Here is a 12,232-nt window from a genome sequence, read left to right on the forward strand (position 1 = left end):
GTCAGGCCCCTGTCTTGCCGAGGGCTGCGGGCGCGTCGGCCTCTTCGTGGAATTCGAGCTGGCGGCGTCGGTTGGGGATGAGGCCTTCGGGGCGGAAGCGCATGAGGAGGACGAGGGCGAGGCCGAAGGCGAAGAGCTGGTAGTTGCCGAGGAACTGCAGCTTGTTGGGGATGAGGAAGAGCAGTGAGGCGCCGATGAGGGGTCCGGCGATGGTGCCCATGCCGCCGAGGACGACGGCGGCGAGGAGGAAGGCGGAGTTGGGCGGGACGGTGCCGGCGAAGAGGTACTGCTCGGGGGTGACGGTGTAGGTGACGTGGGCCTGGACGGTGCCGGCGAGGCCGGCGAGGCAGGCGCCGACGGCGAAGGCGATGAGTTTGACGCGGAAGCCGTTGATGCCCATGGCGAGGGCGGCGGTCTCGTCCTCGCGGATGGCGACCCAGGCGCGGCCGATGCGGGAGTTGCCGCTGCGCCGGAAGACGAGGACGACGACGGCGGTGATGAGCAGCATCAGGAAGAAGTAGTTGGCGAAGCGGCCGATGGTGAAGCCGCCGACGTCGTGCTGGTTGCCGAAGTCGAAGCCGAGGATGTCGAGGTTGGGGACGGAGGAGATGCCGTTGGAGCCGTTGGTGAGGTCGGGTCCGGAGGTGCCGTCGAGGTTGTTGGCGGTGATGCGGAAGATCTCTCCGAAGCCGAGGGTGACGATGGCGAGGTAGTCGCCGCGCAGGCGCAGGGTGGGGGCGCCGATGAGGACGCCGAAGACGAGGGAGGCGAGTCCGCCGACGATGACGGCGGCCCAGAACGGGAAGTGGACGTGGAAGGGGGAGTTGGGGGAGCCGGAGACGAGGGAGGCGGCGTAGGCGCCGACGCCGAGGAAGGCGACGTAGCCGAGGTCGAGGAGTCCGGCGAGGCCGACGACGATGTTCAGGCCGAGGGCGACGGTGGCGAAGATGAGGATGTAGACGCCGAGGGTGGCGTACTGGTCGTCGGTCTGGGTGAAGGGGAAGAGGGCGGCGGTGAGGAAGGCGCCGCAGATGGAGATGTTCTGGTGGCGTGCGGTGATCTGGGCCGCGTGGGCGATGAGGCCGGCTTTGTTGAGGGCGGCGAAGCCGAGGCAGGCCAGGATGAGGAAGCCGACGAAGAGTTCGTCGTACTCGGTGCCGATGCCGTAGGTGAAGACGGCGAGGGCGAGGGCGAGGACGGCGACGATGACGAGGATCTCGGCGTAGGACGGCAGGGCGCGCAGGGGGCGGGGGCTGCCGGAGGTGAAGGCGGCCTTGGTGGTGTCCCGGGCGTGGCCGAGGCGGTGCTTGAACTTGTCCCAGTCGGTGCTGTCGGGGTCGATGGGGTCGGGTTCGGGGCGCTGGAAGGGCAGTGCGAGGGCGCCGAGGAGGGCGGCCAGGCTGGTGACGGCGACGATATAGCCGCCGGGTTCGAGGTTGACGACGCCGCCGAGTTCGGTGCTGATGGCGATGACGGTGTACCAGGCGGTGGCGAAGGTGGCGAGGGCGGCGAGTTTGACGGCCGCGTCGGCGCCGGCGGGGGTGAGCCAGCGCAGGCCCTTGACGCCGTAGGAGGCGAGGGCGAGCAGGGTGGTGAGGGCGGCGCCGATGAGGACGAGGGTCTGCAGGCCGCCGGGGTAGCCGTAGACGGTGAGGTCGCCGGGGAACTCGGTGGTCCAGGTCCAGGCGAGGAAGGTGGCGGCGAGGGTGAGGACGCTGCCGGCGGTGGCCAGGGCGCGGCCGATGTGTTCGGGGAGGGCGATGAGGCCGGTGGCGCCGGTGCCGGTGGTGGGGGCGCTGGGGGTCTCGGGTGCGGTGGTCTGTGTGGTCATCGGTGTCACGCCCTGTCCGCGACGCGCTCGCCGAGCAGGCCCTGGGGCCGGAACAGGAGCACGAGGATGAGGAGTACGAAGGCCCAGACGTCGGCCCAGGTGTTGCTGCCGAACTTGTCCATGCCGGGGATGTCGGCGATGTAGGCGGTGGCGAGGGTTTCGGCGACGCCGAGGACGAGGCCGCCGATCATGGCGCCGTAGATGTTGCCGATGCCGCCGAGGACGGCGGCGGTGAACGCCTTGAGGCCGAGGATGAAGCCCATGCGGAATTCGATCTGGCCGTACTTGAGGCCGTAGGCGACGCCGCCGACGGCGGCGAACGCGGCGCCGAGGGCGAAGGCGACGACGATGATGCGGTCGGTGTTGACGCCCATGAGCTTGGCGGTGTCGGGGTCCTGGGCGGTGGCCTGCATGCCGCGTCCGGTGCGGGTCTTCATGACGAAGTAGCCGAGGACGGCCATGCTGACGGGGGCGGCGAGGAGGAGGAAGATGTCGCCGGTCTGGATGGTGACGTCGCCGATGTGGAAGGGGCCGCCGGGGATCTGCGGGAAGGGGCGGGCGGACTTCGCGTCGGGGTACCAGGCCCAGACGGCCTGCTGGAGGGCGAGGGAGAGGCCGATGGCGGTGATCAGGGGCGCGAGGCGCGGGGCGGTGCGCAGCGGCCGGTAGGCGAACCGTTCCGCCCCGATGGCGACCAGGACGGCGACGATGACGGCGCCGACGAGCATGAGGGGCAGGGCGACCCACATGGTGGTGCCGTCGGGCAGGATGTACGCGTAGACCGTGAGGGCGCCGAAGGCTCCGGTCATGAAGATCTCGCCGTGGGCGAAGTTGATGAGCTGGACGATGCCGTAGACCATCGTGTAGCCAATGGCGACCAGCCCGTACATGGATCCCAGTAGCAGGCCGTTGACCAGCTGCTGCGGCAGTTCGTTCACCGCATGTCCTCCGAGACGTTCGGATGTTCGACGGATGTGACCGGTCGTCACCGGTGGTGACCGGTTGGGACCGGATGCCAGTCCGCGCGGGGCGCCAGTGGAACAGCGCCCCGCGCGGCTGTTGAGCGGTGGGGGACCGGGTCAGCCGGTGAAGGTGCCCGACTTGACGGGCGCGAAGGCGCCGCCCTTGACCGTGTAGACGGTGAGCTGCTTGTTGGTGGCGTCACCGTATTCGTCGAAGGAGACCTTGCCGGTCACACCGTCGAAGGAGACGTTCTGCATGGCCGCGGTGACCTTGTCGCGGCCGCCGGAGGGGAGCTTGCCGCCGTTGTCGTCGACGACCTTCTTGACGGCCTCGATGATCGCCCAGGCGGAGTCGTAGGAGTAGCCGCCGTAGGCCGCGTACTCCTCCTTGTAGCCGGCGGCCTTGTAGTCGCTGACGAACTGCTTGGCGGAGTCGAGCTTCTCGACCGGGGCGCCGACGGAGGTGGCGAGGTCGCCGGTGGCGGCGGGGCCGGCCAGCTTGGCGTAGGTGGCGTCGTTGATGCCGTCGCCGCCGACCAGCGGGATGTTGGCGCCGGCCGCCTTGATCTGCTTGCTGAGCGGGCCGGCCTGCGGGTATTCACCGCCGTAGTAGACGACGTCGGCGCCGGAGTTCTTGACCTTGGTGGCGACCGCGGAGAAGTCCTTGGTGTCGGGGTTGATGTGCTCGGTGCCGACGACCTGGCCGCCGAGCTTCTTGAACTCGTCGGTGAAGGTCCCGGCGAGGCCGGCGCCGTAGGTCTTCTTGTCGTCGATGACGAAGACCTTCTTCTTCTTGGCGTCGTTGAAGACGTACTGGGCGGCGAACGGGCCCTGGATGGCGTCCGTGGTCGCGGTGCGGAAGTACGACTTGTACTGGCGGACCTTCTTGGTGCGCCAGTCCGGGCCCTGGGTGAGGGAGGGGCCGGTGTTGGCGGGGGAGACCTCGACCAGTTTGGCGTCGTCGAAGACCTTCTGCATGGATTCGGCCACCGAGGAGTTCAGCGGTCCGACGACGCCGAGGACGTTCTTGTCGGCGACGAACTTGCTCGCGTTCTGCTGGCCGGAAGAGGGCTGGCCCTGGTCGTCGAGGGCTTCGAGTTTGAAGGTGACGCCCTTGACGTAGCTTTTCTTGTTGGCGTTGTTGACCGCGAGGTCGACGGAGTTCTTGATGCCGAGGCCCAGGGCGGACAGGTCGCCGGTCAGCGGGGCGTCGACACCGATGGTGACGGTGGTGCCACCGCTGCCGGAGCTGTCCTTGTCGCCACTGTCCCGGGAGCCACAGGCGGTGAGGGTGAGTGCCCCGGCCGCCAGAGCGGCGGTGATGGCGATGAGCGAACGTTGGCGCACGATCAGTCCTTTCCCTGGCACGGCCCTCCCCCCTGGAAGCGGCCGAGTCGATCGCCGGCCCGAAGGGGTATTCCGGCCGCGCGGTGACTGGCCGTGACTCTAAGCGTGGGTGAGGAACGTGGAGGAGGGTCTGGCCAAGGCTGTGACGTTCTTGTTATGACACGGCGTAATACAGAGCGGTACCGGGTGGGTGGAACAGTGGAATTCAGGCCGATTCGCCCGGTCCGCATTTCGAGAACCCGCAGGACGCGTGCGGCCGCGTTCAGGCGTGTCAGGTGTTTTGGTGATTACCTGGAATCGTTGCCACAGGCGGCCCGCAGGGCCTCCGAGAGCGCGTGTGCATAGCGTGATCCCAGGATGAAACTCTGCACCTGTATTGCGCGAATATTACGCAGGGTTACATCGAGGAAAGGGAATCCGGCGTTCTCCGGAACTTTCCCGCATTCTGTGACATGCATGGTGACGATGATCTTGCGGGCGGCGCCCGCCCGCGTGCGGAAAGGGGTGCGGGGTGAGGAGGAGAGGAAAAGTCCCCTATAGGGCTGGTTCATCCGGGTCACGGTGACCGGAGGGCCGAATTCCACACTCAGCAGGACGGCGAAGCTGAAGCTCCCGGGCGGGGCGCCGGGGGGTGTGGCCACCGGTTCCAGGTACGTGAGCTCGACGGCCTGGGAGGGGAACGGGGCGGCGGGAGGCGGCGGTTGGCGCTCGTGCTGGTGGCCGTGCTCGTGTTCGTGCGTCGTGTACAGGTAGCCGCCGGTGGCGAGGAGGGCGGCGAGGACGGCTGCGGCGGCCAGGGCGGTACGGCGGCGCCGGGCCCGGAGCCGGTCGAACAGCCGGGCGGGCAGCTGCCCCGGCGCGGTGGGGGCGCGGGGCGGGTCCTCCGCGGCGGGCGCGTCGCCCCACGCGCGCGTGCCCTCACCCGGTTCGAGGGGGCCGACGCCGCTCATGGGCGCCGGAGCCCGCGTACGGGACACCCGGGAGCCCCCGGGGGGCATGGCACCTCGCGTCCTCATGCCCCGACGCTAGGACGCGCGGCGCGGCGGGGCAACGGGCTTGACGGGCCGGTCAGTTCAGGACTCGGTGCTCGGTGCTCGGTGCTCGGTGCTCGGTGGGCTGAGGCCGCGGCCCGGGACCGCGGGTGGCGGGCCGGGCCCGCGGGCCGCGTTCAGCCGGCCGTGGCCGGTGCCTGGTCGCCGTCCTCCGGCCGTACGTCCCGCAGCAGGCAGGTCAGGCGGGCGGTGCACACCCGCCGCCCCTCCTCGTCGCTGATCACGATCTCGTACGTGGCCGTCGAGCGTCCCCGGTGCACCGGGCCGGCCACGCCGGTGACCAGGCCGGAACGCACCCCGCGGTGATGCGTGCAGTTCAGGTCGACACCGACGGCGATCTTGGAGCTGCCGCCGTGCAGCATGGAGCCCACCGAGCCGAGGGTCTCGGCGAGGACCGCGGACGCCCCGCCGTGCAGCAGCCCGTACGGCTGGGTGTTGCCCTCCACCGGCATGGTGCCGACGACCCGCTCGGGCGACGCCTCCACGATCTGGACGCCCATCCGGGTGCCGAGGTGTCCGGCGGAGAACAGGGCGGGCAGGTCCACGCCGAGCGCGGCGTACTCGTCGATGATCTCCTGCGGGAACTTCACCTGCTGCTGCTCGCCCATGGGACCCGTTCCGTTCGTCGTCGGCCGGCCACTGCCCGGCCCTGTCACTGAGCGAACGCTCAGTCGGCCGCCGATTGTTCCAGACGCACCACCACGGACTTGCTGGCCGGGGTGTTGCTGGTGTCCGCGGTGGCGTCCAGCGGCACCAGGACGTTCGTCTCCGGGTAGTAGGAGGCCGCGCAGCCGCGCGCGGTCGGGTAGTGCACGACCCGGAAACCGCTCGCCCGCCGCTCCACGCCGTCCTTCCACTCGCCGACCAGATCGACGTACGACCCGTCGGCCACCCCGAGCCGCCGGGCGTCCTCCGGGTTGACCAGCACCACCCGGCGCCCGTCGCGAATGCCCCGGTAGCGGTCGTCGAGGCCGTAGATCGTGGTGTTGTACTGGTCGTGCGAGCGCAGCGTCTGCAGCAGCAGCCGGCCCTCGGGCAACTCGGGGTACTCGACGGGCGCGGCGGTGAAGTTGGCCTTGCCGGTGGCGGTAGGGAAGCGGCGTTCGTCGCGCGGGGCGTGCGGCAGCGCGAAGCCGCCGGGGCGGGCCACGCGCGCGTTGAAGTCCTCGAAGCCGGGGATCACCCGGGCGATCCGGTCGCGGATCGCGGCGTAGTCCCGCTCGAACTCCTCCCACGGGACCACGCTGTCCTCGCCCAGCACCCGGCGGGCCAGCCGCGCGACGATGGCCGTCTCCGACAGCAGCTGCCGGCTCGCGGGCTCCAGCCGGCCGCGCGAGGCGTGCACCATGCCCATGGAGTCCTCGACGGTGACGAACTGCTCGCCGCCGCCGCGCACGTCCCGCTCGGTGCGGCCGAGGGTGGGCAGGATCAGGGCCCGCGCGCCCGTGACGACATGGGAGCGGTTGAGCTTGGTCGACACGTGCACGGTCAGCCTGGCCCGGCGCATGGCGGCCTCGGTGACGTCGGTGTCGGGCGAGGCGGAGACGAAGTTGCCGCCCATGGCGAAGAACACCTTCGCCTCGCCGTCGCGCAGCGCGCGGATGGCCCGTACGACGTCGTACCCGTGCTCGCGCGGGGGTGCGAAGCCGAACTCCTTCTCCAGGGCGTCAAGGAAGGCGGGCGCGGGCCGCTCGAAGATGCCCATGGTGCGGTCGCCCTGCACGTTGGAGTGGCCGCGCACCGGGCACACGCCGGCGCCCGTGCGGCCGATGTTGCCGCGCAGCAGCAGGAAGTTGACCACCTCGCGGATGGTCGGCACGGAGTGCTTGTGCTGGGTGAGGCCCATCGCCCAGCACACGATGGTGCGCCTGGAGGCGAGCACCATGCTCAGCGCCCGGTCGATCTCCGCGCGGGTCAGGCCGGTCGCGGCGAGCGTCTGGTCCCAGTCGGCGGCGCGGGCGGCTTCGGCGAACTCCTCGAAGCCGTGCGTGTGTTCGCGCACGAACAGCTCGTCGACGGCGCCCCCGGTCTCCAGGATCAGCTTGTTGAGGAGGCGGAAGAGGGCCTGGTCGCCGCCGATGCGGATCTGCAGGAACAGGTCGGTGAGCGCGGCGCCGGCGGCCAGCCCCTTGGGGGTCTGCGGGTTCTTGAAGCGCTCCAGGCCCGCCTCGGGCAGCGGATTGACGCTGATGATCCGCGCGCCGTTCGCCTTGGCCTTCTCCAGGGCGGAGAGCATCCGGGGGTGGTTCGTGCCCGGGTTCTGGCCGGCCACGATGATCAGGTCGGCCTGGTGGAGGTCCTCCAGCAGGACGCTGCCCTTGCCGATGCCGATGGTCTCCGACAGGGCCGAGCCGGAGGACTCGTGGCACATGTTGGAGCAGTCGGGCAGGTTGTTGGTGCCCAGCTCGCGGGCGAACAGCTGGTAGAGGAACGCCGCCTCGTTGCTGGTGCGCCCGGAGGTGTAGAAGACGGCCTCGTCGGGGGAGGAGAGGGCGGCGATCTCCTCGGCGACGATCCCGAAGGCGCGCTCCCAGGTGACCGGCTCGTAGCGGTCGGCGCCCTCCGGCAGGTACATGGGGTGGGTCAGGCGCCCCTGCTGTCCCAGCCAGTACCCGCTGCGGGAGGCCAGGTCCGCCACGGGGTGCGCGGCGAAGAACTCCGGGGTGACCCGGCGCAGGGTGGCCTCCTCGGCCACCGCTTTCGCGCCGTTCTCGCAGAACTCCGCCGCGTGCCGGTGCTCCGGCTCGGGCCAGGCGCAGCCCGGGCAGTCGAAGCCGTCCTTCTGGTTGACCCGCAGCAGGGTCAGCGCGGTGCGGCGCACACCCATCTGCTGCTGGGCGATGCGCAGGGTGTGGCCGATGGCGGGCAGTCCCGCCGCCGCGTGCTGCGGCTCGGCGACCTTCGGCGCGTCCTGAACCGGATCGCCCTTGGGCGGCTTCGTGGCCATTGCGCCCTCCCCTTCGACTGCGCCTGCGGTGTGCTCTCCGGCCGTCCTCCCGGATGTCTCCGATCCTCCCACGAGGCACTGACAACGGTCCCGGCCGGGCGTGACGGCGATCCCGGCCGGTGTGACCGCACCCCCGGCCGGGCGGTGTCCCCGACCCGTGCCCGGGTGGCGCGCATTCTCCGGTGAACGGTGTGTGACCGGGCGCGACCGGCTGTGACCGCGAGGAGGCGGAGTGAGGACGTGGGGCGGGGGCGCGGGCCGCCGGTGCGCGGCCTCGCCGCCGACTGTCAGTGGCACGTGGCAGGATCGGGGACGTGGCAGAGACAGCATCGAAGAAGACCGAGACCTCCCCCGGCGGCACCCGTCCGCGGCTGATGCTCATGGACGGGCACTCGCTGGCCTACCGCGCGTTCTTCGCGCTGCCCGCGGAGAACTTCACCACCGCGACGGGCCAGCCGACCAACGCCATCTACGGCTTCGCGTCGATGCTGGCCAACACCCTGCGTGACGAGGAGCCCACGCACTTCGCGGTGGCCTTCGACGTCTCCCGCAAGACCTGGCGCTCGGAGGAGTTCACCGAGTACAAGGCGAACCGCTCCAAGACCCCGGACGAGTTCAAGGGGCAGGTCCAGCTGATCTGCGAGCTGCTCGACGCGATGCACGCCTCCCGCTTCGCCGTCGAGGGGTTCGAGGCGGACGACATCATCGCCACCCTCGCCACCCAGGCCGAGGCCGAGGGCTTCGAGGTGCTGATCGTCACCGGCGACCGCGACTCCTTCCAGCTGGTCTCCGAGCACACCACCGTGCTGTACCCGACCAAGGGCGTCTCCGAGCTGACCCGGTTCACCCCGGAGAAGGTCGTCGAGAAGTACGGGCTGACGCCCGCCCAGTACCCCGACTTCGCGGCGCTGCGCGGCGACCCGTCCGACAACCTGCCGGGCATCCCGGGCGTCGGCGAGAAGACGGCCGCGAAGTGGATCAACCAGTTCGGCTCGTTCGCCCAGCTCGTCGAGCGCGCCGAGGAGGTCAAGGGCAAGGCCGGGCAGAACCTGCGCGACCACCTGGAGTCCGTCAAGCTCAACCGCCGCCTCACCGAGCTGGAGCGCGGCGTCGAACTGCCCAGGGCCGTCACCGACCTCGCCCGCACCGCGTACGACCGCAAGGCCGTCGCCACCGTCCTGGACACCCTGGAGATCCGCAACCCGTCGCTGCGCGAGCGGCTCTTCGCCGTCGACCCGGGCGCCGAGGAGGCCGAGACCACCCCGATCGCCACGGAGGGCGTCGAGCTGGACGGCACCGTGCTCGGCGCCGGCGAGCTGGCCGGCTGGCTCACCGAGCACGGCACGGGGACCCTCGGCGTCGCCACCGTCGACGCCTGGGCGCTGGGCGCGGGCTCGGTGGCCGAGGTCGCGCTCGCCGCGCCCGGCGGCCCGGCCGCCTGGTTCGACCCCACCCAGCTGGACGAGGCCGACGAGCGGGCCTTCGCGGCCTGGCTGGCCGACGCCGCCCGGCCCAAGGTGTTCCACAACGCCAAGGGCGCCATGCGGGTCATGGCGGAGCACGGCTGGACCGTCGAGGGCGTCACCATGGACACCGCGCTCGCCGCCTACCTGGTCAAGCCGGGCCGCCGCTCCTTCGACCTGGACGCGCTGTCCCTGGAGTACCTGCACCGGGAGCTGGCGCCCGCCGCCGCGGCCGACGGCCAGCTCGCCTTCGGTGCCGACGAGGCCGCCGAGGCCGAGGCGCTGATGATCCAGGCCCGCGCGGTCCTCGACCTCGGCGAGGCGTTCGAGGGCCGCCTCCAGGAGGTCGGCGCGGCGGACCTGCTGCGCGACATGGAGCTGCCCACCTCCGCGCTGCTCGCCCGCATGGAGCGGCACGGCATCGGCGCCGACCGCCCCCACCTCGAAGCCATGGAACAGATGTTCGCCGGTGCGGTGCAGCAGGCCGTGAAGGAGGCGCACGCGGCGGCCGGGCACGAGTTCAACCTCGGCTCGCCCAAGCAGCTCCAGGAAGTCCTCTTCGGCGAGCTGGCCCTGCCCAGGACCAAGAAGACGAAGACCGGCTACACCACGGACGCCGACGCCCTGGCCTGGCTGGCCGGCCAGACCGACAACGAGCTGCCGGTGATCATGCTCCGCCACCGCGAGCAGGCCAAGCTCCGCGTCACCGTCGAGGGCCTGATCAAGACGATCGCGGCGGACGGCCGCATCCACACCACGTTCAACCAGACGGTCGCCGCGACCGGCCGCCTGTCCTCCACCGACCCGAACCTGCAGAACATCCCGGTCCGCACCGACGAGGGCCGGGCCATCCGCCGCGGCTTCGTGGTCGGCGAGGGCTTCGAGTCGCTGATGACCGCCGACTACAGCCAGATCGAGCTGCGCGTCATGGCCCACCTGTCCGAGGACGCGGGCCTGATCGAGGCGTTCACCTCCGGCGAGGACCTGCACACCACGGCCGCCTCCCAGGTCTTCGCCGTCGCGCCCGCGGCCGTCGACGCGGAGATGCGCCGCAAGATCAAGGCCATGTCGTACGGCCTGGCGTACGGACTGTCGGCCTTCGGCCTCTCCCAGCAGCTGAACATCGAGGCCGCCGAGGCCCGCGCCCTGATGGACGCCTACTTCGAGCGGTTCGGCGGCGTACGGGACTATCTGCGCCGGGCGGTCGACGAGGCCCGCGCCACCGGCTACACGGCGACGCTCTTCGGCCGCCGCCGCTACCTGCCCGACCTCAACAGCGACAACCGCCAGCGCCGCGAGGCGGCCGAGCGGATGGCCCTGAACGCGCCGATCCAGGGCACCGCCGCGGACATCGTCAAGATCGCCATGCTGAACGTGGACCGGGCGCTGCGCGAGGCCGGCCTCACCTCCCGGATGCTGCTCCAGGTCCATGACGAAATCGTCCTGGAGATCGCCCCGGGCGAGCGCGAGCGGACCGAGGAGATCGTCCGCCGCGAGATGTCCGGCGCGGTGCGGCTCAGGGCCCCGCTGGACGTCTCGGTGGGCGTCGGCCGGGACTGGGAGTCGGCGGCCCACTGAGACGCCCCGCGGCACCCACCACCGGGCCGCGCCGGAACGCCGGACGCCGGACGACCGTTGCCCTCCCCTCGCGAGCGACCGCGAGGGGAGGGCGAGGCGTCCGGGTCCCTGGCCCGGACGCCGCCCGGCCAGGGACCCCCGAGCGGCCGACGCCGGACGCCGGGCGACCGTCGTGGTCCCCGTGCGAGCGATCGCAACGGGACGGCGAGGCGTCTCGCAACGGGACGGCGAGGCGTCCGGGCCGCGACCCGGGCCCCCTCCGGCCAGGAGCCCGCGAGCGGGCCCCGGCCCGGTGCCGGTGCGGGCCGTCACTCACGTGGACCCCGCCGACACGCACTCGCCCTCCCGGCCAGCAAGGATGCGGGCATGGGTATACGCATGCTCAACCACCGGCCGGCGGTATCCCAGACAGCCGTCGGCGCGGCCCCCGCCGTGCCGCCCCCGCCGGTCCCGGCCCTCGCGGCCGGCGCAAGCACCGCCCGCATTCCCACCGACCTCGCGGCCACCCTGCGGCATGCCGCGACGGGTCTCCGCCGCCGGGTCACCCCCGGTGACGCGCTGCCCTGGCGCCTGTGGGCCGACCTGACCCGTGGCTACGCCGCGCTCCTCGCCGCCCGCATCCCGCGGCCGGTCCGCGCCCGTACCGTCACCGTCTTCGTCGCGGCCCCGCCCCCCGCCCCGGACCGCCCCGCCGGCCCACCGCCGAGGGAGCCCCATCCAGGCCGTGCGGACCACGCGGACCGCCCCAACCGGCGGGACCGCCGGGACCGGAAGCACCGCCCCGACGGACAGCCCCGCCCCGACGCGAACTCCCGCCCGGATTCCACGTCCCGCCGCAGCCGGCAGTCCCGCCCGGAGCGGACCCGCCACGACCAGCGGTCCCACCGGGACCGGAACCGGGACCGGGACCGGCAGAACCGTCCGGGCCACCGCGACCGCTAGGCACCGGCAGCACCCCGGCCCACGCGGCCAGAACCACCCCCCTCTTGGTCCGCCGCCGCCCGATCACCGCGCCCTGGCCCGCCAGCCCCCCTCTCCTGCCCCCTCTCCTG

Annotated in this window: 8 protein-coding genes; 2 read left to right on the forward strand and 6 right to left on the reverse strand. The window is 71.7% G+C overall.

The genetic code is table 11. The features are described 5' to 3' along the window. Position 1: 1 nt before the first annotated feature. From ABZ858_RS02520 to ABZ858_RS02545, 6 genes are all read right to left on the reverse strand, one after another. Positions 2-1,831 (reverse strand): branched-chain amino acid ABC transporter permease, encoded by a 1,830-nt coding sequence (locus ABZ858_RS02520; RefSeq protein ID WP_361371446.1) that lies wholly within the window; start codon positions 1,829-1,831, stop codon positions 2-4. A 5-nt stretch (positions 1,832-1,836) separates the two neighbouring features. Next, positions 1,837-2,769 carry a branched-chain amino acid ABC transporter permease gene (locus ABZ858_RS02525; protein ID WP_361371449.1) on the reverse strand — a complete coding sequence of 311 codons (933 nt, stop codon included), beginning with the start codon at positions 2,767-2,769 and terminating at the stop codon, positions 1,837-1,839. 141 nt (positions 2,770-2,910) lie between these two features. Beyond that, a complete protein-coding gene (locus ABZ858_RS02530) occupies positions 2,911-4,140 on the reverse strand; it encodes a branched-chain amino acid ABC transporter substrate-binding protein (protein ID WP_361371452.1) in 1,230 nt (409 codons plus the stop codon). A gap of 287 nt (positions 4,141-4,427) precedes the next feature. Further along, positions 4,428-5,090, reverse strand: a complete 663-nt coding sequence (locus ABZ858_RS02535) for a hypothetical protein (protein ID WP_361371957.1) — start codon at positions 5,088-5,090, stop codon at positions 4,428-4,430. Positions 5,091-5,308: 218 nt separating this feature from the next. After that, positions 5,309-5,800 carry a hotdog fold thioesterase gene (locus tag ABZ858_RS02540; protein ID WP_361371455.1) on the reverse strand — a complete coding sequence of 164 codons (492 nt, stop codon included), beginning with the start codon at positions 5,798-5,800 and terminating at the stop codon, positions 5,309-5,311. A gap of 59 nt (positions 5,801-5,859) precedes the next feature. After that, positions 5,860-8,139: an FdhF/YdeP family oxidoreductase gene (locus ABZ858_RS02545; protein ID WP_361371458.1), complete on the reverse strand. Its 2,280-nt coding sequence runs from the start codon at positions 8,137-8,139 to the stop codon at positions 5,860-5,862. 314 nt (positions 8,140-8,453) lie between these two features. Here ABZ858_RS02545 and polA point away from each other — a divergent pair, with 314 nt between their 5' ends. Both polA and ABZ858_RS02555 read left to right on the forward strand, forming a co-directional pair. Next, entirely contained in the window at positions 8,454-11,180 is a 2,727-nt protein-coding gene (gene polA, locus ABZ858_RS02550) for a DNA polymerase I (RefSeq protein WP_361371461.1), read from the forward strand. A 366-nt stretch (positions 11,181-11,546) separates the two neighbouring features. Beyond that, positions 11,547-12,122, forward strand: coding sequence for a hypothetical protein (locus tag ABZ858_RS02555; protein ID WP_361371464.1), 576 nt, complete (start codon positions 11,547-11,549; stop codon positions 12,120-12,122). Positions 12,123-12,232 lie beyond the last annotated feature (110 nt).

Origin of the sequence: Streptomyces sp. NPDC047017 (assembly GCF_040644175.1) — a bacterium.
In the GTDB taxonomy this organism is placed as follows: Bacteria; Actinomycetota; Actinomycetes; order Streptomycetales; family Streptomycetaceae; genus Streptomyces.